This window comes from Priestia megaterium (genome assembly GCF_009497655.1).
Lineage (GTDB): Bacteria > Bacillota > Bacilli > Bacillales > Bacillaceae_H > Priestia > Priestia zanthoxyli.
On the sequence record NZ_CP023317.1, the window covers coordinates 2915021 to 2939893 of the forward strand.

The following is a 24873-nucleotide window of genomic DNA, read 5'->3' on the forward strand; positions in this document are numbered from 1 at the left end:
GTACGAAAGGATGAGAAAGCTGACATGGAAACAAGTTTTTTTTCAATTTTAATACTAGGATTTTTTTTAGGAATCAAGCATGCTCTAGAACCAGATCACATTATCGCTGTATCAACCATTGCTTCAAAAAGTAAAAAGCTGTGGCGCTCTTCGCTTGCAGGAGTATACTGGGGGATTGGTCATACGCTTACGCTGTTTATTTTTGGCATGATTTTAATAGTGTTAAAAAGCAGTATTTCTGAACGTATGAGCATGTCACTTGAATTTTTAGTGGGCATTATGCTCGTTTATCTCGGTTTTACATCGTTTCTGTCTTACAAAAAACAAGTGCATACGCATCACGAAAAAACGTCTTACTTAAAGTCATTAGGCATTGGCTTTGTTCATGGACTGGCCGGAAGCGCAGCGATGGTTGTAGTAACGATGAGCACCGTTACTCACGTATGGCAAGGTGCGCTGTACATTATCATTTTTGGAATCGGCACTTGTCTTGGCATGCTGTTATTTACGACGGTTATTGGAATTCCATTCGTTACAACTAAAAAGCAAGTGACGTTAAACCGCTGGTTGATGCAGGTAACAGGTGCTGTCAGCATTATATTTGGCCTCTATTATATGTATAATTTAGGTGTAAGCGACGGATTATTTAGTCTGTGGTTCTAACAGAGCATAAAACATAATGAAAATAATTCAATCTAAAGACGAATAAGTAGGATAAATGATCTGGACTGCTTGTTCCACAGCTGTTGATTTCTGTGCAAGACTTCGCTTTGTCCTCTAATCAACGGCTAGAACGAACTACATACAGGAAACCTACGTTCACCCTACCAATAAAAAATCCGAACGAATTTGATTCTCTATCAAGAGTTCAGCTCGTTCGGATTTTTCTTTAACTACTATACTTTTGTACAGGCACTTTAATACTTACGCAAAAGTGATACTTCAGCTTTTAATAACTCCTGCCGGAACAATCCGTATACTTTGACGATTATCTCTTCCACTTCTTGTGTACTAGCAGCTAGTATTCGAATAGCACATCCGGAAATCGGAAGTGCGGAAGCTCCTGCTTTACAGCCTGCCTCTTCGCACAGCTGATGTACTTTCGCTATAAATGCGTCGTCGGCGTTTGGATGAACAATAATAATCGATCCAAAATGAGTATACCCTTCCATTTTCATCATGCCGCGCAGATGGTTTTCTGGCTTCAAGTATAAGTGATCGTATACCTTCAGCTGCTTTTTTACATACAGTTTCAGCTTGGAACGCATAGAGGTATATTGAAACAGCTGCCCATCCGGCGACCACCCCGGGGTGATGCTGTCACACATAAACAAAGCAGCGTTTTCTGCCATATGAACCGTTATTTCTTGGACAAATGCAGCATTTTCATACAAAATAAGCGGGTCTGGTATATATTCCATGATGGATTGTTCTTCAAGGGTTATGCACGTTTCTTGTAAAACAGCTGCGTTCGGTGTTTTGTACACCTTTGTCGCAGATTGAGTAGTAGCAGTCAGCTGAGCATTTTTCTCGACCGTTATCATCGTTTTGTATTTGTCTCCACTCACGTATCCCCCGCCTACGTGAAGCATATAAACAAAAGGTGATTCAGGAGTCATGTAAATAGGTCTGGCAACTTTGAAAGCCCCGTAATGATAAGTATCTTTAATAACCGTTCGCTCACTGTTTCTTTCTGCACGAAGCTCTAAATAACCCGTGTAGCTCATGATTCAAGGCCGATTAAAAAGGCCTCTTTTTTGATCCATTCTATCACTTGATTGAGCCCTTTATCTTCTTTTAAATTGGTGAAAACAAAAGGCTTGTGCCCTCTCGCTTGGATTGTATCTTTTTCCATTACTTCTAAACTCGCTCCTACATATGGGGCTAAATCTGTTTTGTTGATAATGAATAAATCAGATTTAATCATTCCTTGACCGCCTTTACGCGGGATTTTTTCTCCTTGTGCTACATCGATGATATAAATTGAAAAATCAACGAGCTCTGGGCTAAACGTTGCGGCTAAATTATCTCCTCCGCTTTCTACAAAAATAAGTTCAACATCGGGGTGACGTTCCACTAACTCATCAATTGCAGCAAAGTTCATGGATGCATCTTCTCGAATAGCTGTATGAGGACATCCTCCTGTTTCTACTCCTACGATACGATTTTCTGGCAAAATACTGTTTTTTACTAGAAACTGTGCATCTTCTTTTGTATAAATATCGTTTGTAATGACTGCCATACTGAGCTGCCCTTCTAGCGCACGCGTTAATCGTTCTACTAACATTGTTTTTCCTGCACCAACAGGTCCACCAATTCCAATTTTAATTGCATCCATTTTTTATGCCTTCATCATTCGAAGGCCTTCCCTCCTTTTTTATGACATGAACAATCGAACATGCAGTTGTTCATGCTGCATTTGAGCAATTTCTAACCCTGGTGTCACGGCACCAAATTCCTCTTGATCTGCTTGCAAAATATGCTGAAGCGCTTGCTGCAGCAGCGGCTGAAAAAGAACGAGCGTTTTTTGCCCATCGGTTTGGCCGATTGGTATGCCGCGAACAGCATTTTGAATTAATGAAGAGATGCTAGCGTACAAATGACTTAAAATTGCCTCTTCTTTTGTAATGTTTAACTGCAGGCTGGCTAATGCAAATACAACAGCAGGATGTCCGTACGCCTTCTTTGCTTTTACTTCACTCATATACTTTTCTAAATAAGAGCCTTGAAATAACTCTAAGCAAAGCTTTAACATGCGCTGGCCCACCCGTCTTGTCCCTTCTCTTGTTTCTTTTGACAAAGCAAGAGCGTATAGTTCATGATCAATTCTCATAATTTCGTTAAACTGGTCACGAACAGCATACTCATAAGCCAGCCTGCATGCTAAGCCGTCCGTATACGTCAGCTGAACATCAAGGTATGTACGAAGCGCTTCTTGAAAGGTTTCTGTGTCGTAAATTTGATTTCGCTGAATATACGTTTCAAAACCAAACGAATGCGAAAATGCACCCGATGGGAAATTTGAATCACATAGTTGAATCAGCGAAAGCAATGAATTAGTCATGACTATGTCCGATATGCTTAAAAGCTTGTTTTACTTTTCTTTTTTCGCGCTTATAGGGAATGTTGAGCTGCTGAAGCAATTCTTCGACTAAATAATCGTACTGTACAAGCATGTCTCCACCTTCAAACTGCGCCGGCAAATGGCGGTTCCCAAGCTGATGAGCAATTTCTCCCATCTGCTGAATATCAATCGGCTGAATGGTCAAAATATCGTCTGCCAGAACTTGCACAACAATCATATTGCTTTCATCCATAAATAGTACATCGCCATCAACTAACTCGCGGTTTTCTTTCAGACGAATTCCGAGTTCCTTACCGTGATCTGTTACAACGCGCTGAACGCGTTTTACTAAGTGATCACTTTCGATATATACCTTTTCTATATGTGGAGCTCGTTTTTCTAATGTTGCTATATTTCCGATAATTTTTTCGATTACCATTTTTTCACCTCAAAATAAAAAGTATCGCTGCGCCATAGGCACAACTTCTGCCGCTTCACATGTAATCATTTGTCCATCTATTTTTACTTCGTACGTTTGGGGATCAACTTCAATCTTAGGCATTTCTCCATTTAACTTCATATCTGTTTTTTTTAACTGACGAATATCTTTTACTGGTTTAAGCAGCTTTTGTAACCCTAGTTTTTCGCCCACTTTGTTCTCATACGCTGCTTTTGACACAAACGTAACGGAGGTTTTAGCTCTTGCTTTTCCATAAGAAGCAAACATCGGACGATATAAGACCGGCTGTGGGGTTGGAATTGAAGCGTTAGGGTCTCCCATTAAGCTGTGAGCAATTAAACCGCCTTTTACAATCAAGTCAGGCTTTATTCCAAAAAACGCTGGCTCCCATAGGACTAAGTCAGCTATTTTCCCTGTTTCTACCGATCCTACGTATTCGGAAATTCCATGAGCGATAGCTGGATTAATCGTATATTTAGCTACATAGCGTTTGACACGTGCGTTATCGCCGACTTCGCTGTCACCATCAATTTTTCCTCGCTGCTTTTTCATCTTATCAGCTGTTTGCCACGTTCGTGTAATCACTTCTCCTACACGTCCCATTGCTTGAGAATCTGAAGAAATCATACTGAATACACCTAAATCGTGTAAAATATCTTCAGCTGCAATCGTTTCTTTGCGAATGCGGGAATCAGCAAAAGCGATGTCTTCTGGTACAGCAGGATCAAGATGATGACATACCATGAGCATATCTAAATGCTCTTCAAGCGTGTTGACCGTATAGGGTCTTGTTGGATTAGTTGATGATGGAAGCACGTTTGGAAAGCTTGCCATTTCCATAATATCAGGTGCATGCCCGCCTCCAGCTCCTTCAGTATGGTAGGTATGAATGACTCGATCACCAATTGCTGCAATCGTATCTTCAACAAAGCCGCCTTCATTTAAAGTATCTGTATGAATCGCAATTTGAACATCGTACTCGTCTGCTACTTGCAGGCTTGTGTCGATGGCAGATGCCGTGGTTCCCCAGTCTTCGTGAAGCTTTAGTCCAATTGCTCCTGCTTTAATTTGTTCAATTAAAGGCTCTTTCGCACTTGCATTTCCTTTTCCTAAAAAGCCAATATTCATCGGAAATGCTTCAGCGGCTTCAAGCATTCGTTCGATATGCCACGCTCCGGGTGTACAAGTGGTAGCCTTTGTTCCTGTAGCAGGTCCTGTTCCTCCTCCAATCATCGTTGTCACGCCAGAGGCAAGGGCGGTTTCAATTTGCTGCGGACAAATGAAATGAATATGCGCATCAATACCGCCCGCGGTTACAATTTTCCCTTCAGCTGCAATTACTTCCGTACTCGCACCAATGATGATGTCTACTTCATCCATCAACAGCGGATTACCCGCTTTTCCAATAGTTTGAATGAGTCCATCTTTTATTCCAATATCTGCTTTATATATGCCTGTATAATCAACGATAATGGCATTTGTCAACACTAAGTCCGCTGCTTCACTTCGCGTTGCAAGAGGATGCTGCCCCATTCCGTCACGAATCACTTTTCCTCCGCCAAACTTTACTTCATCTCCGTAGGTTGTGAAATCTTTTTCAATTTCAATAAATAGCTCTGTGTCTGCTAAACGAACAGCATCTCCAACGGTTGGTCCAAACATATCTGCATACTGACGTCGCGACATTTGAAAACTCATCTTATGCATCTTCCTTTCTATCAGAAAGCGATCTGTTTGTTTTATTGTTCAGACCGTAAATTTCTCTTGTTCCGGAAAAAGCAACCAGCTCTACTTCTTTTGCATCACCTGGCTCAAAGCGAACGGCTGTACCGGCTGGAATATTTAAATGATAGCCAAGCGCAGCTTCGCGGGGGAATTCGAGCGCGGCATTCACTTCAAAAAAATGAAAATGTGAACCTACTTGAACGGGGCGGTCGCCTCTATTGATTACAGTCACGCTAATCGATTGCTTTCTGTTATTACATGTGATGGGTTCTTTTTTTAAGACGTATTCCCCTGGAATCATATTTTTCCCTCCTCTTAACGAATTGGATCGTGAACAGTGACGAGCTTGGTTCCGTCTGGAAAGGTAGCTTCTACTTGAATATCATGAATCATTTCAGGAATACCTTCCATTACATCTTCTCGTTTTAAAATCTTGGTACCTTCTCGCATTAGCTGTGCTACCGTCTTGCCATCGCGAGCTCCTTCCATAATTTCATATGTAATGATCGCTACTGCCTCGGGATAGTTAAGTTTTAATCCTCTTGTCTGACGGCGTCTTGCTAAGTCTGCAGCTACGACAATCATTAATTTTTCTTGTTCTCTCGACGTAAGTTTCAATGAAAGCTTCCTTTCTGCTAATCTATTTTCTTGTTAACATCAAATGTGATATTTTCTAACACAAATACACAACTAATTATATTAAATTTTCTGATAAAAAACAAAGGATTTATATCTTTCGATAAAAAAAGATGAGCATATTTGCTCACCTTTTACTCTTCTGAAATCACTTGTGTTTTCCATTTCTGCAGGTGTTTCCAACCTAGACCTTCAGCTAGCTGACGTTTTGCATAGTCTACTCCTTCTTCAATAGAAGTTTCATAGCCAAATAAATAATAGCGCAAGCCGGCGTTTAATACTACTTGATTATAGACATAAGTCAGTTCGGAAGAAGATTCACCCTCCAAAATGCGCGTCACATATGCCGCTTGTTTTTCAACACTTATTTTCTTTTCAAAGTGTTCTTCTTCCACAAACAGTCCGTATTCTTTTGGATTGACAATAAACGACTCCATCTCTCCTTCTGAGATAGTAAAAACAAAGCTGCTTCTATGTACAGGTACATCTTCAGATCCTTCTATACCTTGCACCACGTATACATGTTTAAACGGGAGCGAAGCAAAAATGGGCACAATTTTGTTAATGGCCGTGCGGTGAAAAGCGCCCATCATTAAAGAAGAAGCATTTGATAAATTTAATAGTTTTTCAACCGTATTAATTAGTGTTCTTACGCCAATTTCATGACGAATTTGTTTGATGCGACTAAGAGGATAAGAGATTGTTTCAGCATTTACAAAGCCAATTTTTAATGTTTCTAACGTATGACCGATGTCTTCAATCGTTTGAGCTTGAGGGATCTGTAATGAATGAAGTACATCTTCAATCGTTGTTCCAAACTTTGGAGGAAGCGCTTCTGTACAGTGTAAAAAAGCTGGCACACCTCTTTCAGCTAATAAAATCGATACAGGAATGGTCGCAAAAAATGAATTTCTCCCTGCATAAGGGCTTGCAAAATCAATTGATTTATCTTTTAACGGCTGAGACAGCGGTATCTCTTTTGTTTTTTCACGAAAAGCATGAACGAATCCCAATAGTTCATCTGCATTTTCGGTTTTAATACGTTCCGCAATAAAAAAAGCAGCGACCTGAGCATCCGTAGCTTGTCCAGAAGCGATTAAGCGAGCTGCTTCTTTTGCTTGTTCATACGTTAAGTCAGTTGATCCTCTTTTTCCGCGCGCTATTTCTTTGATAAATTGTTGCATATCGTACACTTCCTTTTTAACTGAATATTTGTACATTGTATCACATATTTCCTTTGCTCCTTAGATTATCTTCTATCAGGTACGCAAACTGCTAAAAAATATGAAATTAAAGGAAAAGTACTAGTTCTTTTATAACCTAATATAGTATAATCTATCTGCTATACTATTATTTGGATATTTGGGGGACTTTACAAATGAAAAAAGAGAAACTACTTGTACCATTTATAGCAGCATCCGTTTTAGTAGGAGCATCGGTGACAACGCCTGTTTTTAGCCACTCTGCTTATGCTGCTTCTTCTGTGAGCGTTTATCAAAAAGACGTTAATTCGCTAGCAGATTATTACGCACCATTTTATAAAACCGTAGAAAAAAAGCTAAAAGAAATTGAAGGAATAAAAGATGACGAAAAAGCGTTAGCGGCATATGATCAGCTTGCGGATCAAATTGACCAGTTTCTAACAAAGACTGATAAAAATTACGCGATGAATCATCTTAATTCAGAAGCTGATCAGCTTCAAGGGTATTTATATGACAGCTTAATTGCTCTTTACAATTACATTGTAGATCTTGAAGACTATGCGTATGGAGATGTAAGTGACGCGGAATTTAATAAGATCTCTGCAAATTTTGAAAAAGAAATCAACGCATACAATACGCAATTTCAGCAAAAAGCGAAGAGCTATAAAACGAAGCGAAAAGTAACGTTTAGCGCAAATATGAGTTATTTGCTTGATGAAGATATTCAACCTTCACCAACAGCTCCATCTACACCGGCTGATAACAATGGCACCTACACGGTGAAAAAGGGAGACACGCTGACAGCAGTCGCTAAAAAGTACGGCATGACGGTAGCTGAATTAAAAAAATTAAACAATTTAAAAACAGATGCGCTAAAAGTTGGACAAGTGCTGAAAGTGAAAAGTACAAGCGCACCTGCGCCGGCTCCAGCACCCCAAACTTCTGTTAGTGCAAAACAGCAGCAAATCGTATCGTATGCCAAAACGCTAATTGGAAAGCCATATAAATATGGAGGAACGACACCAAAAGGTTTTGATGTATCAGGGTACACACAGTATGTATATAAAAACGCGGGTTCAACTATTTCTATCCCCCGTACAGTAGCAGATCAGTATAAAAGCGGAACGGACGTAAAGCAAAACAGTCTGCAGGCTGGAGATTTAGTTTTCTTTAAAAACGGCAAATCCGTTTCAGTCGTAGGAATTTACCTAGACAAACAAGAATTCATTTATGTCAGCAGCAAAGGCGTTAAAACGCAATCACTTTCAACAGCGTACTGGAAAAACAGCTATGCGGGCGCAAAGCGTATTATAAAGTAAAAAGAGGTGCCATAAGGCACCTCTTTTGTTTTACTAGCTATGTATTTCTATACTAGACTAGCAATTTTATAAAGAACTTCTTAGTTCATAACCGTGATTTTAACAGATTTTCTTCCGAACTGTTGAGCATCACCTTCAGAAGGAACGAATACATCGATTCGATTGCCTTTAATTGCTCCACCTGTATCGGCAGCTACAGCTTCACCATAGCCTTCTACATAAACTTTCGAACCTAACGGAATAACACTAGGATCAACAGCGATTACTTTTTGGTTTGGATTTGCTTTTAAATCCACTCCTGTAGCAGTTGTACCGCTACATCCAGCACAATTAGCCGTATAGGCAGTTGCTTCAACTGTCATTGATTTGCCGCTGGCTTGTTGTGACGATTCAGCAGGTTGTTGTTGTTTTTGAGCTTGTTCAGCTTGAGCTTGCTGCTGCTCTTTTTGAGCTTGTTCAGCTTGAGCTTGCTGCTGCTCTTTTTGAGCTTGTTCAGCCTGAGCTTGCTGCTGCTCTTTTTGAGCTTGTTCAGCTTGAGCTTGCTGCTGTTCTTTTTGAGCTTGTTCAGCTTGAGCTTGCTGCTGCTCTTTTTGAGCTTGTTCAGCTTGAGCTTGCTGCTGTTCTTCTTGAGTTTGTTCAGCCGGCGCTTGAGCTTGCTGAGTTTCTGGAGCAGCTTGGGCTACTGAAGGGCTTGATTGCTGAGCTTGGCCGTTTGGAGACTGAATTTTTAGTTGTTCGCCAGGATAAATTAAATCTGACTTCAGTCCGTTCCATTCTTTAATTTGATCTACCGTCACGCCGTATTGCTGACTGATGGACCATAATGTATTTCCTTGCTGAACTTTGTGCGTCATTTCTTTTATAGTAGCTACGTTTAATTCTTGATTTGGATAAATAATATTAGATGTTAAGTTATTTGCATCTTTTAGCTCGTCTACGCTCACGCTGTGCTTTTGAGCGACTTTCCATAACGTATCACCTTTTTCTACGTGATACGTTCCGCTTGTAGAAGCAGAAGCTGCACCTACAAATCCCGCTGAAAGGATTGCTGTTGTTCCTAGAGTAAATATAAATTTTTTCATTACGAATACCTCCTTATTTACTCAATGATTGAATGATATCATCCTCACATTTCACAGCCGTTACAGAGCCATGCTACTTTTATTACAAAACTTAACAAAAAGGAACGTTTAAACGTAATATTTCTGATAATTTGGCTATATGATGAAACGTTTCTACTTTTTACTGCTTTTTATTGTTGTTTTAACCAAAATAGTTAAATTTCTCTATCATTGCTGGCTATGCCTCTTCTTTTTTATTGACCATTTAACGGGTATATTAAGTTTTTTTCGTAACAAAAAAGAGGTTGGAAATGAATCCAGTCAACTGCTAGAAGGAACTACATAAATGAAACCTATGTTCACCATAACAAAAAAAGCGAACCGCTCATCAAAGATTCTGATGAGCGGTTCGCTTTTCAATTCGGCTAAACTACTTTTGTCCCAGCCTTTTTATTTCTTATTAAATCCTTGCTTTTCAACAAATTCTTTCATGTACATACGCTTAGGATTGGAAAGCATTTCAGCCATTTGACCAGTCCATGTGTCTTGACGTTTGCCATTTGTTCGTTCGTTGTAATAAGCAGAAATTTCTTCGTTATACGTCGTTAATTCTTTTTTCGTCTGCTCATGGTTTGGCTCATATGTTTCTTCATGATACACATGTTTAAATGGTAAGCGCGGCTTTTTATCCGTCATACCCGCTGGATGTCCAACCGTTAGACCAAATAACGGGATTACATGATGAGGCAGTTTTAACAATTTGCTTACTTCTTCTAATTCGTTACGCAAACCGCCAATATAACAAGCTCCAAGTCCCATTGATTCAGCAGCAAGCGTTGCATTTTGCGCAGCAAGGGCAACGTCAATAATAGCTACCATGAACTGCTCTGTGCTTTCGAGCGCTGTCGATAAATCTTTTTTCTCCATTTCTGCAATGACATCATGACGATGAAAGTCAGCGCAAAATACAAAGAAGTGTCCATTTGTTTCTACGTAAGGCTGATTTCCTGCTAATTGGGCAAGCTTTCGCTTCGTTTCTTTATCTTTTACTCCAATAATGGAGTACGCTTGAATATAGCTTGATGTGGAAGCTGCCTGTGCGCTTTCTACAATCGTCTGAATTTGCTCTTCCGACAATGGTTTGTCTTCATATTTGCGAATAGAACGATGATTTAAAATCGTTTCAATAACTGAGTTCATATTGTAATCTCCTTTTACTTCATTTAACCTTCTACAGATGTTATATCTACAGTTAGTTTATCGAATGTAAAAAGAAATAACCAATGTTCTGCTTAAAATTGATTTTGACTTGTCTCATATCGATACAGCTTAAAGTGATCTGCAAGCACGCGATCTACTTTTACTTCTAAGCTGTCTACATATTCGTCCATTCGTTTTATCAACCGGTTTCGTTTCACATCATTTTCTAAAATGTTCTTAAGCTGCTGTTCAAAGGCTTCAGCATCATTAAGCGGTATCAGCAGCTCTTTTTCTTTTAGATATTCAATGTTAATTTGTTCTTGACCGGGAAGAGATGAATGAATAAAAATAGGTAGTCTCTTATGAAGGGCTTCGCTAATTGTAACGCCTCCTGCTTTTGTGACAATGGCATCTGCTCCTTCATATAAATCATTCATTTTCTCTCTTGATTTTACATACGGGACCGCTTTAACTTTCGGGTGGTTTAGTTTCACTAGTTCTTGATACAACTTTTTATTTTTTCCACACAGCACATAATACATATACGTACAGTTTTGCGGAAGCTGCTGAAGCATTTTGCGTACATTCCCAAGGCCCGAATTTCCGCCGGCAATCAGGATATGCTTCTGTGGCATGAGATGGTCAATCCGTCTTTTTAAAAACGCTTTATGAACGGGAATGCCCGTTACATAAATAGAAGACTCTTTTACACCGTGAACGTTTTGTAGAAATGCTTTCGTATCCTGATCAGGCACGCAGTGAAGCTCGATTCCATTTTTACCCCATACGTCGCTTACTAAGAAGTCGGTGTATACGTTTATAATAGGAAGATCAATGATTCCTTTTTCTTTTAAGCCGCTTAATACACAGGAAGGAAAGCTGTGTGTGCAAACAATGACGTCGGGCTGCTCTGCATCAATTAATTTCTTCATATGATATTCGATAATCGGCCACTTTTTCACGACAAAATCATCCATCGTATGGTCGTTTTTTTTGTATACATGCCCGTAATAAAATTTTTCAAACTGCTTTGGAAAAACAGAAATCCATTTCATGTATATCGATGAAATCATTTGTTCAAGCGGTTTGCTCCAATAGCTTAAACAATCAATTTTTTGACAAATAACGTGGGAAAAACGTTCCATGATGGCATCCATAACGGCGTCTGCTACTTGGTGATGACCAGATGGCATCTGAAAAAGCGGCAAGAACAGAACCTTCCTCATTGACCATCCCTCCTCTCAAGACGTTTTCGGTTTCTTTTTCTTTTTATAAGTAAATAAATAACAAAAAAAGCTACAGCTCCCATAATGATATACGAAATATGAATCCGGTCTCCTACATAGTAACCTAGAACGAGAAAAGAAAGGACCCATACTAGACTGCCTACCACCGATAACAGCAAATAAAGCAAAAACGGATAGCGACTTATTCCTGCCATATATGGGCTAATTTGACGTAAGCCTGGAATATATAAACCAAATAAAATGGTCCATATCCCATATTTATGGTAGCTGCCGCTTGCCGCTTCAATTTTCTCTTTGGTTAACCCTACGTATTTTCCGTATTTATCAAAAAATGGGGTTCCCGCATACCTTCCTAGCCCGTAAGCAGTAAGCATTCCAGTTATAACACCTAAAAAAGCAAAAAGAGATGATTCGTATAAGTTCAGCTGATGTTTGGCAATAAACATGCCTAATAATATTAAAAATGATTCTTCAGGCGCTGGAATTCCAACGATCCCACAAAAAAGTACAAGTAAAATAACAATATAACCATAGGAATGTATATACTGAGAAATAATTGTTAAGTCCACTGCTCGCTCCTCTATTTACGATTGATTCATCAATTGCTGCATGGTTATACTTTCATACCCTTGCTGTTTTAAGTAAGGTAAAAATTCTTCTAACGCCGCAATCGTCATTTCAGGTGCTTTTTCATCTGCTCCCGGGGTATCTCCATTATCGTGTAAAACAAAAATGGCTCCATCTTCTACTTTACTCATTAGTTTTTGAACTAATGCCGTTTTCGTTGTTTTTAGTGTCCAATCCTGAAAGATTCCTGTCCAGATCACGAGGTGATATGGCTTGGCCATTAATAAACTGCTCATATTTAAATGTCCCCACGGCGGACGATAAAAAAGCGGCTTTTGATTTGTTACTTTCTCTATAACCTGTGCACATTGATGAATTTGTCTTTTTAATTGCCAAGGTGTTTGCGTCCATGCACTCACGTGACGATGATGATGTATAGCTACTTCATGTCCTTCATCAATCATCCTGTTTAAAATAGACGGGTGTTTTTCCCCTAGTTCTCCCACAATAAAAAAAGTAGCTTTCATTTCATGCAGTTTGAACAAGTCCAAAATTTTTGGCGTATAAACAGGATGAGGCCCATCGTCAAATGTTATAGCTATTTTATGCTTTTTTGCCCCTTTTATTATGACTGATGAATGATAGCGACGGTAAAGGGTTTGCGAAGTAATGGTATATACACATATAACCATTAGAACGAAAAGTAAAACAATAAAAAAACGAGTCATATGCTTTTAACCATCCTTTTGAATTTAAATCCTGCATTTATTATAACGGTTTACTCAGACTTTGGTTTCATTTTTTTGTGATAGAAGCCAGGAATTTTAAAATAATTTGATACTTTACCTAAAAATAGCTGTTCTGCAAGGATATACCGGAAATAAAATGATATCATAAAATTTCCCTTCATTCAGTAAAAAAAAGTACTTTTTACCATTTATATCTATCTTTTGTATGATAACTGTCCTTGTTTTTTGAAAATAAAAAAACTTCCCGCACGAGTGCGGAAAGTTTTGAAATTAAAATTTTGACCGATACCATTTTTCAGCTGCTTCAATTTCTGTTCGTGTTAACTGATGTCCAAATGATTCCCAATGGACCTGTACGTCCGCTCCGGCTTTTTCTAAAAGAGCAGAAAGTTCTTCCGTTTCTGATGCTGGGCAAATAGGATCGTTTGTACCTGCGCCGATAAAGATAGAGGCGTCGGTCTTAGGCACTTCAATTCCTCTTCTTGGAACCATCGGATGAAGAAGAGCCGCCCCTTTTAAAGAATTCTCATAATGAAACAGCAAACTTCCTGCAATATTGGCACCATTTGAGTAGCCTACAGCTACGATGTTGTGTCGGTCGAATGAATATGTTTCAGCCGCTTCATCTAAAAATTGATGAAGTTCTTTTGTACGTTCAATTAAATCTTCTATATCAAATATTCCTTCTTGTAAACGTCTAAAGAAACGGGGCATTCCGTTTTCTAGTACATTTCCTCTTACAGATAATACGGAGCAAGAGGAATCAATCATATCTGCAACAGGGAGCAGATCTTGTTCTGTACCTCCTGTACCATGCAACAGCAATAAAGTCGGTTTCGTCTCGTCCGTTCCTTTTTTAAAAATATGTTTCACGTATATCCACTCCTTTTAAATATCTCGAATTAAAGATAATTTTATTATAAGAACTTTCGAAGCATTTGTAAAGGAACTACTGTCAAAGAAATACCTGTATGTTTTGCTGGCAGTATCACATAATACTGAATAACTTCATATGGCCATTGCTCATATGCAGCTAGGTATTTAATTCGTTTGACTTACAGCGGGTAAAGAAATATTCCACTTTTATCTAAGTGCTCCCGTCAAAAGGTGGATAATAATTAAAACTCGCCCGTCCTCCTTCGTATAAAAAGTGCCCTAGTCTGATAAATTAGTTAATTTTTTCTTTATTTCGTTACTTTCAACAGATATCAGCATTTATACCCGAGCGTACTAAATCGTATTTCTTATACGTGTTATAACAACTTTTTTCTATGAGAAACAGAACGTAAAATACCCCCTTGGTTTTTCATAAAGGGGAACAAAGCCCCGAATGGTGCTTTATACGACTTTATTTGACAAACACAAATTTATGGGTAAACTAAGTTCAGATGATTGTATTTCACTTTGTTTCAGTTTAATAAAAAAACGAAGCATCTGCGAGTAAGCAAAAAATAACTGCGTAAAGAGCTATTTATGTCAATCGTCTTATACCCTAAAAACTTACCTGCACTTGAATAATAGCCTTTATTAAACTTAGCGCGTCAGCTTGTAAACGTTAATACTTTATCACCCATCTCTTTGTTAAAAAATTGAATGGGTCAACAAACTTCAGCATTCTTTACATAACGACCTTGTAAAGACGAAGAATGTAGCTATGTGTGAACATGGAATTATTACTTAGTGGAGTGAACCAACATGAGGAAATTTATTTTAGCCTTTTTAGTCGTTGTTTTAATTGTAATGCTAGGAGTTACCTATGTATTAAAGCAATTTCAGCAAACGGCTGATTTATCTTACTCGAAACTGCAGTCGGTTCAAAGTACGGTAGTCTATGACAAAAATGACCGTAAGATTGACGAATTGTATAAAACCGTTCCCCGTCAAAATGTTTCGAGCAATGAAATTCCCGATTATGTAAAAATGGCGTTTGTTGCAACGGAAGACCGTCGCTTTTACAAGCATTTTGGGATTGATTTACAAGGTATTGGCCGCGCCCTTTTTAAGAACATTGTAACAATGAGTAAAGCTGAAGGCGCAAGTACCATTACACAGCAGTTAGCAAGAAATCTTTACTTATCTAGTGATAAGACCATTAAACGTAAAGTAGATGAAATGTTTCTATCACTAGGCTTAGAAAGACAATTTACAAAAGATCAAATTTTGGAATTATATTTAAATCAAATTTATTTCGGAAGCGGTGTATACGGTATTGGTGCAGCTTCTCAGATTTATTTTAATAAGCCTGTATCAGATTTAACCGTAGGCGAAGCTGCGCTTTTAGCAGGACTCCCAAAAGCGCCGAGTACGTATTCACCAAGCAATAGTACAGAAAAAGCAACAGCCCGACGAAACGTTGTATTGAAACTGATGCATGACCAAAACGTTATTAGCGATACTCAGTATCAGCAAGCGTTAAATGAACGTGTAGTCGAGCCTAGTATTCCGGTTAAAAAACCGAACTCAAATCAAGCATTTATTGATTATGTAATTAAAGAAGCTGCTCAACAATATGGCGTATCTGCTGATGACCTTTATAAGGGTGGTTATGCCATCTATACAGATTTAGATCCTAATTTACAGGAATCGATTAATAACTCTGTAGCAAATCATACGTTCCGAGATGATGCCATCAACAGTAAAGTAGAGGTTGGGATTTCAGCTGTCAACCCTAAAACAGGTGGGATTTCAGCGATGTATGGAGGACGCAGCTATGAGCGAAACGGCTTAAACCGTGCTACAAGCGGCTATCAGCTTGGTTCAGCTATTAAGCCTTTAGCCGTATATGGTCCAGCCTTAGAAACTGGAGATTATACACCAACTTCACTCTTAAGTGACGAACGACAAGACTTTGGCGGTGGATATAGCCCTAAAAACGCAGAAGGTGAATATCAAAAGCATGTGACAATGCGTGAAGCACTTACTCGTTCACTTAACGTTCCAGCTGTTTGGCTTTTAAAACAAATTGGTATTGATACAAGCGCAAAATTCATGGAAAAAGCTGGACTTCCTCTTGAAGATGACGATAAGTCAAAATTAGGGCTTGCTCTTGGAGGAACGACGACAACGTTCTCTCCCCTTCAGTTAGCACAAGGATATACAACCTTCGCTAACAAAGGCGTCATGACTAAGCCGTACGCAATTCGAAAAATTGAGATGCGCGACGGTGAAGTGAAAAAGCCAGACATTCAGACAGAGCGAGTAATGAGTGAAGAAAATGCGGATACAATGACATCCATGCTGCAAGACGTAATTGAAAAAAGCTATGGAACAGGTGTTAACGCTCGTTCTTCACGAGATGCTGCAGGTAAAACCGGTACAACCAACGACGTCAAAGATGCTTGGTTTGTCGGGTATACCGATGATGCAGTCGTTTCTATCCACGCTGGCTTTGATAATGCTAATTCTACGCAAACAACGAAATACTTATCAGGCGGCGGCGGACAAGACCCTGCTACACTGTTTAGCTCAATTATGAATAACTGGTAACCAAAAAACCTCCAACTTCACTGTTGGAGGTTTTTTTTAAGATAAATGCGTTTTATGCTTAAGTGAAAAAAAGGAAACGTTAATGACTTTGCAAATCGTTACATAATGCAGAACGGTCAAAACAACCACGCCACAGTTCATCCCGATAATAATTCCCTGCATGCCAATATTTGTTTGTGATCCTAAGAAAAACATCAGGGAAAAAGAGACAATATGAGACCAAATCGTATGATAAAAAGCATCTTTTACATAGCCGAGTCCAATTAAATAAGCTTGAAGCGGGACGGCAAAGAAGTGAAAAAGAAAATACGGCCATAAAGCCTTTAGATAGTACACGGCTTCTGTAGAATGAAAAAACAAGTTAGTAAGCGGCTCAGCAAAGAAATACATCGCCACTATAGACGGAATCCCATATAAAAATGTCATTTGCATACTTTGAGTCAAAAGTCTTTGAAGCTGTTCTTCCTGATTTTTCGCATGAGCTTCAGATACAGCAGGTATGAGTGCTACTAAAAGAGAGTGAGCAAAGAAAGCCGGAAAAAAGCCGATCGACATCGCTACCCCTGTTAGCATACCAAAATGCTGCGTTGCCCCGGTTAACGTCATGCCCGATAAAACGAGCGCGTGTTTGATTAAAAACGGCTGAATAGCATTACATACCGCATTAAATAAACGCAGTCCCGTGGTCGGAAGTGAGACGCCTAACAGCTTTTTCCGAATCTCACTTGGAGAAAGCAGAGGCCTGTGCCCTCTTGATAAAACACTTAACTGAGTAACATACGTGATAAAAAAATAAAGCAAAATAACAGCTTCGGTTCCAATCAGTGTACAAATCGCAATAAACAGAGACATTTTAACATCTGTGAAAGCGAACATTTGAAAAACAACAAATAAAATAGTTAGCTGAAAGGCTTTGCGAATAAAATTAGACACAGCGATGGTCGTCATATTATTTTTACCCGTAAAATATCCACGAAGCACCGCTGAAAATGAAACAACCGGAATGAAACATAGTACAACCCATTTCAAGTAAGGATGATAGTGACTGAAAAATGGAAAGGCTGCTAATACGGCCAGTGTAATAAAAAAGATCCCCAAGCTCACAGCAGTCGCAAAAATGGTGGCATGCTTCATCATATGCTGATGTTCTTTGCGATGATGTTCAGCAAGAAATTTAGAAATAGAAATAGGCAGTTCTAAGTTGGCTACGGTGGCAATAAGAAAAATGATAGGAAGAACAGTCATGTACATGCCCATGCCTTCCCTTCCTAATTCTCTAGCAAGTACCATATTTACAAGAAATTCAATTAACTCTCCTGCAAAGGCAGCACCTGCTAGAATAAACGTTCCTTTTAAAAAAGTGTTCATCTCGTTATCTCCTCTATCTCCCGTCCTTTTTCATCACTACCTCTTCTCTCTATGTATATGACAAGCCCAATACGAATTATTTGTCTAATTGTATTTTTTCGGTGTACAAGTTCTTGTATAATGTTCAACCTATGTGAAAAAAAACCGTTATATACCTTTTTTACATAGGAAATTCATTCATTTCTTATCTTTTGGCTCTTGAAACTTACATAGAAAAACAGGAGACTGAATGAACCTGCCGATTACTAACGGAAATAGAGCATGCTGTTTTAATGTAACAAATTTACATATTAGTTAAGCGTCTTTATTCATCATTTTCTGGGGATGCACTTCTTTTTTTGATACCGAGGCGTTTTTGCCTAGTACAACCGAAAAGACAACAATTATTGCTATAGCAAGAGTAAAAAGTGTAATTGATTCGCCTAGAAATAGAGCTGCAAACAGAATCATTAAAAACGGCTGCAAATATTGAACCTGGCTAACTCTGGCTATTCCCCCCATAGCCATCCCGCTGTACCAAGCAACGTATGCTAAAAATTGACTCACGACTGATAGATAAATCAAACTAACCCACGCTTTTAAAGGCGCATGAAGCATTTCAGCTGTAATGCTTAGTCCCACTGGAATCATAAAAAATGGCGCACCGATGATAATGGCCCAAGCAATTACCTGCCAGCTGCCTAATTCTCTTGCTAACACCCCTCCTTCTGCGTAGCTCAGTCCAAGTATCAGCACCGCTGCTAGTAGAGCGGCATCGGCAAACTGCAGTTGACCAAATCCGAGGTGAAGAGCATACACGATAACAGCTGCAGAACCAATCATGCTTGATATCCAGAATTTGAAAGAAGGACGTTCACCTCCTCTAAACATCGCAAAACCGGCTGTGGCTAATGGTAAAAGAGCGAGTTCAACCGCTCCGTGAGAAACAGGCAATGATTTCATTGCCCAGGAAGTGAGCAGAGGAAACCCTAAAACTGCGCCTAAAGCAACGATCAGCAGACTTTTAAATTGGCGAAGAGAAGGAAATTTTTCTTTTCGTACAATCAATATCACAGCTACTAAGATAGCAGCTATAGCTGTTCTTCCTAAACCGGCGACTGTCGTTCCGAAATACTCGACTGCAACACTTGTAGAAGGAAGGGTTAAGCTAAAACAGATAACGCCTACTACCCCTAACAATAAGCCGATTTTCTCTCTCGTTTCTTTTTGCATCTTACCCTACCCCTGTCTTTTTATTTTTCAGAACTGTACCATTTTTCTAAAAAAAGTTCTGATATAATTAAAAGGATAGCGCAGGACAACTAGTAAAATAAATCATTCTTTTACCTAACTGTACGGGTACAAATTAAAGGAGTAGGACCTATGAGTTTGAAATATCTAAAAATCATGGAAGAAATTAAGCTTGGCCTAGCAAATGGATCGCTTATTGCAGGTGGTAAACTCCCTTCTGTTCGCCGACTCTCCCACCATTTTTCGTGCAGCAAGAATACCGTTATTAAAGCGTACAGCGAATTAGAAAAAGAGCATTTAATTTATTCTGTTCCTAAAAGCGGCTACTACGTTGTGGCAGAATTTCAACATAGGACGAATGAAAACGAAGTGATTGATTTCTTGTCTGCTGGTCCAGATAAAAACGTTATGCCTTATCTTGAATTTCAGCATTGTATAAACCAAGCAATTGAACACTACAAAGAAGAGCTTTTTACATACTCTGATCAACAAGGCTCTTACTCATTGCGGGTACAGTTAGTGAAACACTTGCAGAGCCTACAGGTGTTCACTCAAGCTGAAAGGTTAGTTGTTGTATCTGGGTCTCAGCAAGCTCTTCACTTATTAGTTTCTATGCCATTTCCAAATGGAAAAAATAATATCCTGATTGAACAGCCCACTTATTTCGGTTTTATCGAGTCTCTTACCCTGCACCAAACTACTACTTTTGGGATCGAGCTATCGATGGAAGGGATTGATCTTGAACGTTTGGAGTACATTTTTCGAAATAATGACATAAAATTTTTCTATATTATTCCAAGATTCCATAATCCTCTTGGACATTGTTATACAAATTTCGAGAAGAAAAAAATCGTGGAGCTGGCCGAAAAATACGATGTATATATAGTCGAGGATGACTTTTTGGGCGACCTTGATCCCGATGCAAAATCAGATCCTTTATTTTCTTTTAATCCTTCTGGACGAGTCATTTATATTAAAAGCTTTTCGAAAATTTTTCTTCCTGGGTTACGCATTGCTGCTATCGTGCTTCCTTCGTTAATGAATAGCAACTTTTTACGCTATAAATTCAGTTCAGATTTTAATAGTTCAGCGCTTTCCCAAGGTGCTCTTGAAATTTATTTAAAAAGCGGCATGTTTACTAGTCATCTTAAAAAGATAAAAGAGGTATACCATACCAAAATGCAAACTCTTGTAGAAGCATGTGATTCACTGCTGCCCGCTCATACACATTTTTCTAAGCCACCTTCAGGATTCTATTTATCCATTAGTTTGCCTGAGCATGTGAAAGCAAAACAGATTGTCCACATGCTAAACGAGCAGCACATATATGTTGATGATGCTTCTAGATTTTTTTTACCAGAATATAAACGAGACACTCTTATCCGATTAAGCATCTCACAAGTAAATAAGAATACGATCAAACGAGGGATTGAACAGCTGGCTCAGTGTATTACTTTAATTGATGATAGAAAACATCATCCTATTCCAAATAACCTTTTCCCCTTGTAGAATGGGAATTTAACGGACATACTAAGCGAAAAGAAGCCAAGGAATTAGCATCCTTGACTTCTTTTATTTAACCGTAACGGTTATAAGAGGCATGTTATGCGTCCCTTTTGCAGAAACATGTGACTGCACGGTATATGTGCCAGGCTCAGAGAAAGATGTTTGTATCTCATATACACCTTTTCCTATTTGTTTCGGCTTTAACATCTTCCCTTTCCCTTCGCCATCTTTTTTCTCTATTTCAAATTCAATCATCTCAACGTCATCATTTTTTACTTTTTCGTCTCCATATGTAACTTCGGCTTTGTAGATACCGCTTTCATTTTTCTGTAACGCCTCTGGGCCTTGAAGGTTTACGTCCAACGGTTTTGGCTGCTCAGCATTTGTGCTTTGAGCAGGTTCCTGACCACAGGCTGTTAAAAGTAAACAAAGACTGATTATAGATATACTTATTCTTTTTTTCATGTATTCATCTCCTTTTTAAACCCTTTGTTTAACTATAACGCGTATTGCAAAGAAAAAAATGAATTTTTTTAAAAAAGAAGGATTTTTAAAGATTTTTTAAGAAAAAAAGTTCATACTGATACTAACTAGTTTTTTCCAAGGAGGAAGAAAATGAATTCCGCTAAATCTCCAGCTAAAAAATCATGGCTACAGACGTTAATCAAAAATAAAAGTGAGCGTAAAAAAGTGATCTTTATCTTTACTATATCTTTTTTACTAGTTGTAGCAGGGCTTATTTACGTCCCTATTTATAAACATTCCCTTCCGCTTGATTCTAAAATATACGAAGGGAATTTTAAAGAGCTTGGTTCTATCGCACGAATTGGTTTCTTTGCAGCTTTAGCTATTTATCCTATCTTTTTATTATTAAAATGGAAACCGATATCGCAAATTAAAAAAGGAAAGTTTGAGTTAAAACCGCTTATTCAGTTTTTAGCCAAGTACGTTCGTCAGTGGCACGTTCCCGTTGCCCTTATATCAACTGCTTTGATTATTTTACATGGTTATATGGCTTTGATAAAAGGATTTCAAGCAAATTTTACGTACTTTTCAGGAATTATCACAATGGCTGTTCTAGCTTGTCTGCTCGTGATGGGCGTGAAGCGCTATAAGCGTACAGATAAAAAGTGGCATCTTAAATTTGCTATCTCTTTTTTGGTTTTGTTTATGATTCACGCTACCTTTTCATAACCTGCCATTGTTTAAAGTTTTTTTATATAGGGTACAGTTCACAATGAATACACAATGAATACATGATATGTATCACTATACGTTTTACATCATTTAGGAGGTATAAACATGGCAAGAGTGTTAGCTGTATTATCAAGCGGATACGAAGAGAAAGATTATCACACAGGTTGGTGGGCAGAAGAATTATTTGCTCCGCTGCAAAAGCTTGAGAACGCAGGACACACCGTTGACTTAGCCTCACCTTTTGGAGGTAAGCCGGAACTAGACGTTCGAAGTATTTCAGAAGACTTTGATCCAGACGGAACGTATAAGAAATTATATGAGTCAGGAAGAGCGGATCAGACAATGAAACTTGAAGAAGTAGATGCTGAGAACTATGACGTTATCTTAGTAGTAGGCGGCCACGGCGCTATGTTTGACTTAGCAAAAAATGTGGACTTGCATGCACTTATGAACAAAGTGTACGACAACGGAGGTATTTTAGCAGCTGAGTGTCACGGACCTTCTGTGTTTGCTTTCTTGAAAGGATCCGATGATGAACTGTTAATTAAAGGACTAGACGTAACCGGTTATCCTGATGAAATTGAACCGGAAGAAGTACTTCCCTTTTTACCATACAGTTTAGAACAAGAACTTCGTGAAGTGGCTAATTACATCCCTGAGATGGATAAAAAAGCATATGCTGTTTGGGCAAATGATCAAATTGTCACAAGCCGAGATCCTTTTTCTTCTGAGTTAATGGGTGATGAATTAGTTAAAAAGCTAAATAAATAAACTAAAAAAAGACTGCTCGAAAGCAGTCTTTTTTTGTTTGTTCTATAGGGATGTTTGAAACTGCTGCTCTACCAAACGCCGGTAAAAAGAATGAGAGGCTAACAGCTCTTTATGCGTTCCGCTTCCTGTAACTTGCCCTTCTTCTATTACAACAATTTGGTCCGCATTAATGACCGTAGATAGACGATGGGCAATGACGAGTGATGTGCGTTCTTTCATTACTGTCTCCAATGACTCTTGCACAAGCTTTTCTGATTCGGAGTCCAAGCTAGCTGTCGCTTCGTCCAGTAATAAAAACTGAGGATTGCGTAACAGCGCCCGGGCAATTGCAATACGCTGTCGCTGTCCTCCTGAGAGATTAATACCTCTTTCTCCAATCATTGTTTCATATTGAGCTTCAAAGGACTGAATGAAATGATGAGCATTCGCTAACTTTGCTGCTTCTTCTATTTCTTCATCCGTCACATGCCGCTCTAATCCGTAAATGAGATTTTCTCGAATTGTTCCTGCTAAAATCGGAGAATCTTGCTGAACATAGCTAAATAGGTGACGCCACGAACGTAAGTTGACGTTTTGACTGTCTGTTCCATCCAAGAATATGTGACCCGATGAAGGCTCATAAAAGCGTTCGATAAGAGAAAAAACAGTAGATTTTCCAGCTCCGCTAGGTCCAACAAAAGCGGTAACTTCTCCTTTTTTAGCAGAAAATGAAACTTCCTGCAATACGGGTTTATCTTCATATTGAAAAGCAACTTTATCGAACCTTAAACTCCCTACCTGTTCAAGCACTTCTCCATTTTCATAGTTCTCTTCTTTCTCAGCTAATATATCAAAGATTCTTTCTGAAGCTCCTTTAGTTTGCTGAAAGCTCGTAACAAATCGGGTAAGTGAACCAACCGGAACCATAATTTGAAAAAGGTAAAGAACAAAAGCCACCAGCTCTCCTGCAGTGATAAATCCCTCACTCACCCGGTATGCGCCAAACCCGACGATGGCAATCATAACAGCGGTCATCACCGTGCTAATAATCGGTGTAATGATAGCTTCAATTTTAGCTCTCTTTACACCGAAGAGGTAGAGTGACTGAAACGATTGTAAGCCGGAATCAACTTCTTTTTTCTCTGAACCGGATACTTTAATCAAGCGGATTTCACTCAGCATTTGAGCTAAAAAAGCTGTAAGCTTGGACATTTTATCCTGCTGCTCACGTGAAATTTTATGTATTTTTCTCGCTAGCGGCATAACCAGTACAAACATAACGGGAATAACCGCTAATAAAATGAGCGTCATGGGTACATCAAGCGTAAATAAAATAACAATGGCAACGATAATAGATAAAATATTTTTAACAAAGTCAATCATTTCTGTTGACAATAAGTTCATCACAATGGTTGTATCATTTGTAATGCGGCTTACCATTTCACCGGAACGATTTTGGTCGTAAAATGAAACCGGAAGCTTTATGAGCTTGTTCCACACTTTATGTCTGAGTTCTTTTACAACACCTTGGCCTACTTGAGCAAGGAGATAAAGAGATACTGCGCTTGTTGCCATTTGAGCAGCAAATAAACCAAGGAGTCCTGCTATAAGCTGCGGTGAGACGCCTACTGCAATTTTCTCCATCACTTCTTTAATGACAAGAGGAATAGAAAGCGACGCTCCGGTATTAATTAAGGCCAGTATGAACGAAATGAGTAGCTTTCCTGTCGGAGGGTTCGTTAGCAACCATAATTTTTTAAATGAAAAATGAATTCCTTTTTGCGTATTCATCTTAGTTCCTTTCTACTTCTTTTAATAGGTGATATCAACACTTTACCTTCAAAGTTCTATCTTATTTTACACCATTTCCTTTCTCAACCTGAACTTCTAAGCTTTTACCTATTTTTTAAACTCGTCTATACAAAAATGACAAGCTGGTCATATACTATGGTACACTGAATTCTTTTACTAGATGAGAGGTTGAATAAGGATGTCTGTTTATATTAAATCTATTTCTATTGGCACAATTTCTGGCGGGATCGTTATTTTTGGAAACGCAGGAAATATATCGCCTCCAAGCGGCTCTACATCCGGCTCCGGTTCTAG

The 24873-nt window shown here is 38.8% G+C and carries 24 protein-coding genes; 6 read left to right on the plus strand and 18 right to left on the minus strand.

Annotated elements, in window-relative coordinates; genetic code table 11:
* The first annotated feature begins 24 nt into the window (after positions 1-24).
* Positions 25-663: a HoxN/HupN/NixA family nickel/cobalt transporter gene (locus tag CEQ83_RS14675; RefSeq protein ID WP_098113312.1), complete on the plus strand. Its 639-nt coding sequence runs from the start codon at positions 25-27 to the stop codon at positions 661-663.
* Between the two features lie 254 nt (positions 664-917).
* Here the strand turns inward: CEQ83_RS14675 and CEQ83_RS14680 are convergent, their stop codons facing one another.
* From CEQ83_RS14680 to CEQ83_RS14715, 8 genes are all read right to left on the minus strand, one after another.
* The gene (locus CEQ83_RS14680; RefSeq protein ID WP_098113311.1) at positions 918-1727 is read right to left on the minus strand and encodes an urease accessory protein UreD; all 810 of its coding nucleotides are present in this window, start codon (positions 1725-1727) and stop codon (positions 918-920) included.
* Positions 1724-2338, minus strand: a complete 615-nt coding sequence (gene ureG / locus CEQ83_RS14685; protein WP_028412821.1) for an urease accessory protein UreG — start codon at positions 2336-2338, stop codon at positions 1724-1726. Before ureG ends, CEQ83_RS14680 begins: the two co-directional genes overlap by 4 nt.
* Before the next feature lie 39 nt (positions 2339-2377).
* Positions 2378-3064: an urease accessory protein UreF gene (locus CEQ83_RS14690; protein WP_028412820.1), complete on the minus strand. Its 687-nt coding sequence runs from the start codon at positions 3062-3064 to the stop codon at positions 2378-2380.
* The gene (gene ureE, locus CEQ83_RS14695; protein WP_028412819.1) at positions 3057-3503 is read right to left on the minus strand and encodes an urease accessory protein UreE; all 447 of its coding nucleotides are present in this window, start codon (positions 3501-3503) and stop codon (positions 3057-3059) included. The genes CEQ83_RS14690 and ureE overlap by 8 nt, the downstream gene beginning before the upstream one ends.
* 9 nt (positions 3504-3512) lie before the next feature.
* Positions 3513-5222 (minus strand): urease subunit alpha, encoded by a 1710-nt coding sequence (gene ureC / locus CEQ83_RS14700; RefSeq protein WP_028412818.1) that lies wholly within the window; start codon positions 5220-5222, stop codon positions 3513-3515.
* Position 5223: 1 nt separating this feature from the next.
* Positions 5224-5550, minus strand: coding sequence for an urease subunit beta (locus tag CEQ83_RS14705; RefSeq protein WP_028412817.1), 327 nt, complete (start codon positions 5548-5550; stop codon positions 5224-5226).
* 14 nt (positions 5551-5564) lie between these two features.
* Entirely contained in the window at positions 5565-5867 is a 303-nt protein-coding gene (locus CEQ83_RS14710; protein WP_013057659.1) for an urease subunit gamma, read from the minus strand.
* 152 nt (positions 5868-6019) lie between these two features.
* Entirely contained in the window at positions 6020-7069 is a 1050-nt protein-coding gene (locus CEQ83_RS14715; RefSeq protein WP_028412816.1) for an anthranilate phosphoribosyltransferase, read from the minus strand.
* Between the two features lie 194 nt (positions 7070-7263).
* Here CEQ83_RS14715 and CEQ83_RS14720 point away from each other — a divergent pair, with 194 nt between their 5' ends.
* Positions 7264-8406, plus strand: a complete 1143-nt coding sequence (locus CEQ83_RS14720) for a C40 family peptidase (RefSeq protein ID WP_028412815.1) — start codon at positions 7264-7266, stop codon at positions 8404-8406.
* A gap of 80 nt (positions 8407-8486) precedes the next feature.
* Here CEQ83_RS14720 and CEQ83_RS14725 read toward each other — a convergent pair whose 3' ends face one another.
* The 6 genes from CEQ83_RS14725 to CEQ83_RS14750 form a co-directional block, all read right to left on the minus strand.
* A complete protein-coding gene (locus CEQ83_RS14725; protein ID WP_028412814.1) occupies positions 8487-9488 on the minus strand; it encodes a 3D domain-containing protein in 1002 nt (333 codons plus the stop codon).
* 429 nt (positions 9489-9917) lie between these two features.
* Positions 9918-10667 carry an oxygen-insensitive NADPH nitroreductase gene (gene nfsA, locus CEQ83_RS14730; RefSeq protein ID WP_028412813.1) on the minus strand — a complete coding sequence of 250 codons (750 nt, stop codon included), beginning with the start codon at positions 10665-10667 and terminating at the stop codon, positions 9918-9920.
* 92 nt (positions 10668-10759) lie between these two features.
* Entirely contained in the window at positions 10760-11893 is a 1134-nt protein-coding gene (locus tag CEQ83_RS14735; protein WP_028412812.1) for an MGDG synthase family glycosyltransferase, read from the minus strand.
* On the minus strand, positions 11890-12483 hold the full coding sequence (locus tag CEQ83_RS14740) for a DedA family protein (protein ID WP_028412811.1): 594 nt from the start codon (positions 12481-12483) through the stop codon (positions 11890-11892). Before CEQ83_RS14740 ends, CEQ83_RS14735 begins: the two co-directional genes overlap by 4 nt.
* 15 nt (positions 12484-12498) lie before the next feature.
* Positions 12499-13209: a polysaccharide deacetylase family protein gene (locus tag CEQ83_RS14745; RefSeq protein ID WP_155017369.1), complete on the minus strand. Its 711-nt coding sequence runs from the start codon at positions 13207-13209 to the stop codon at positions 12499-12501.
* Between the two features lie 291 nt (positions 13210-13500).
* A complete protein-coding gene (locus tag CEQ83_RS14750; protein WP_033579450.1) occupies positions 13501-14103 on the minus strand; it encodes an alpha/beta hydrolase in 603 nt (200 codons plus the stop codon).
* Positions 14104-14925: 822 nt separating this feature from the next.
* Between CEQ83_RS14750 and CEQ83_RS14755 the strand changes: the two genes are divergently transcribed.
* On the plus strand, positions 14926-16716 hold the full coding sequence (locus tag CEQ83_RS14755; RefSeq protein WP_028412808.1) for a transglycosylase domain-containing protein: 1791 nt from the start codon (positions 14926-14928) through the stop codon (positions 16714-16716).
* A 36-nt stretch (positions 16717-16752) separates the two neighbouring features.
* Here CEQ83_RS14755 and CEQ83_RS14760 read toward each other — a convergent pair whose 3' ends face one another.
* Complete coding sequence (locus CEQ83_RS14760) at positions 16753-18084, minus strand: polysaccharide biosynthesis protein (protein ID WP_013057669.1); 1332 nt, start codon at positions 18082-18084, stop codon at positions 16753-16755.
* 294 nt (positions 18085-18378) lie between these two features.
* Positions 18379-19296: a DMT family transporter gene (locus tag CEQ83_RS14765; protein WP_028412807.1), complete on the minus strand. Its 918-nt coding sequence runs from the start codon at positions 19294-19296 to the stop codon at positions 18379-18381.
* Between the two features lie 150 nt (positions 19297-19446).
* Between CEQ83_RS14765 and CEQ83_RS14770 the strand changes: the two genes are divergently transcribed.
* On the plus strand, positions 19447-20823 hold the full coding sequence (locus CEQ83_RS14770; RefSeq protein ID WP_155017370.1) for an aminotransferase-like domain-containing protein: 1377 nt from the start codon (positions 19447-19449) through the stop codon (positions 20821-20823).
* Between the two features lie 63 nt (positions 20824-20886).
* Here CEQ83_RS14770 and CEQ83_RS14775 read toward each other — a convergent pair whose 3' ends face one another.
* Complete coding sequence (locus CEQ83_RS14775) at positions 20887-21285, minus strand: FixH family protein (protein ID WP_028412805.1); 399 nt, start codon at positions 21283-21285, stop codon at positions 20887-20889.
* A 150-nt stretch (positions 21286-21435) separates the two neighbouring features.
* Between CEQ83_RS14775 and CEQ83_RS14780 the strand changes: the two genes are divergently transcribed.
* Together CEQ83_RS14780 and CEQ83_RS14785 are read left to right on the plus strand one after the other, a co-directional pair.
* Positions 21436-22014 (plus strand): hypothetical protein, encoded by a 579-nt coding sequence (locus CEQ83_RS14780; protein WP_028412804.1) that lies wholly within the window; start codon positions 21436-21438, stop codon positions 22012-22014.
* A 108-nt stretch (positions 22015-22122) separates the two neighbouring features.
* Positions 22123-22788, plus strand: coding sequence for a type 1 glutamine amidotransferase domain-containing protein (locus CEQ83_RS14785; RefSeq protein ID WP_028412803.1), 666 nt, complete (start codon positions 22123-22125; stop codon positions 22786-22788).
* Positions 22789-22830: 42 nt separating this feature from the next.
* Here CEQ83_RS14785 and CEQ83_RS14790 read toward each other — a convergent pair whose 3' ends face one another.
* Positions 22831-24558 (minus strand): ABC transporter ATP-binding protein, encoded by a 1728-nt coding sequence (locus tag CEQ83_RS14790; RefSeq protein ID WP_034270099.1) that lies wholly within the window; start codon positions 24556-24558, stop codon positions 22831-22833.
* Between the last annotated feature and the right edge of the window lie 315 nt (positions 24559-24873).

Coding starts and splice junctions, on each gene's coding strand:
- CEQ83_RS14675 (WP_098113312.1), top strand. CDS start 25: ATGGAAACAAGTTTTTTTTCAATTTTAATACTAGGATTTTTTTTAGGA.
- CEQ83_RS14680 (WP_098113311.1), bottom strand. CDS start 1,727: ATGAGCTACACGGGTTATTTAGAGCTTCGTGCAGAAAGAAACAGTGAG.
- ureG (WP_028412821.1), bottom strand. CDS start 2,338: ATGGATGCAATTAAAATTGGAATTGGTGGACCTGTTGGTGCAGGAAAA.
- CEQ83_RS14690 (WP_028412820.1), bottom strand. CDS start 3,064: ATGACTAATTCATTGCTTTCGCTGATTCAACTATGTGATTCAAATTTC.
- ureE (WP_028412819.1), bottom strand. CDS start 3,503: ATGGTAATCGAAAAAATTATCGGAAATATAGCAACATTAGAAAAACGA.
- ureC (WP_028412818.1), bottom strand. CDS start 5,222: ATGAGTTTTCAAATGTCGCGACGTCAGTATGCAGATATGTTTGGACCA.
- CEQ83_RS14705 (WP_028412817.1), bottom strand. CDS start 5,550: ATGATTCCAGGGGAATACGTCTTAAAAAAAGAACCCATCACATGTAAT.
- CEQ83_RS14715 (WP_028412816.1), bottom strand. CDS start 7,069: ATGCAACAATTTATCAAAGAAATAGCGCGCGGAAAAAGAGGATCAACT.
- CEQ83_RS14720 (WP_028412815.1), top strand. CDS start 7,264: ATGAAAAAAGAGAAACTACTTGTACCATTTATAGCAGCATCCGTTTTA.
- CEQ83_RS14725 (WP_028412814.1), bottom strand. CDS start 9,488: ATGAAAAAATTTATATTTACTCTAGGAACAACAGCAATCCTTTCAGCG.
- nfsA (WP_028412813.1), bottom strand. CDS start 10,667: ATGAACTCAGTTATTGAAACGATTTTAAATCATCGTTCTATTCGCAAA.
- CEQ83_RS14735 (WP_028412812.1), bottom strand. CDS start 11,893: ATGAGGAAGGTTCTGTTCTTGCCGCTTTTTCAGATGCCATCTGGTCAT.
- CEQ83_RS14745 (WP_155017369.1), bottom strand. CDS start 13,209: ATGACTCGTTTTTTTATTGTTTTACTTTTCGTTCTAATGGTTATATGT.
- CEQ83_RS14755 (WP_028412808.1), top strand. CDS start 14,926: ATGAGGAAATTTATTTTAGCCTTTTTAGTCGTTGTTTTAATTGTAATG.
- CEQ83_RS14760 (WP_013057669.1), bottom strand. CDS start 18,084: ATGAACACTTTTTTAAAAGGAACGTTTATTCTAGCAGGTGCTGCCTTT.
- CEQ83_RS14765 (WP_028412807.1), bottom strand. CDS start 19,296: ATGCAAAAAGAAACGAGAGAGAAAATCGGCTTATTGTTAGGGGTAGTA.
- CEQ83_RS14770 (WP_155017370.1), top strand. CDS start 19,447: ATGAGTTTGAAATATCTAAAAATCATGGAAGAAATTAAGCTTGGCCTA.
- CEQ83_RS14775 (WP_028412805.1), bottom strand. CDS start 21,285: ATGAAAAAAAGAATAAGTATATCTATAATCAGTCTTTGTTTACTTTTA.
- CEQ83_RS14780 (WP_028412804.1), top strand. CDS start 21,436: ATGAATTCCGCTAAATCTCCAGCTAAAAAATCATGGCTACAGACGTTA.
- CEQ83_RS14785 (WP_028412803.1), top strand. CDS start 22,123: ATGGCAAGAGTGTTAGCTGTATTATCAAGCGGATACGAAGAGAAAGAT.
- CEQ83_RS14790 (WP_034270099.1), bottom strand. CDS start 24,558: ATGAATACGCAAAAAGGAATTCATTTTTCATTTAAAAAATTATGGTTG.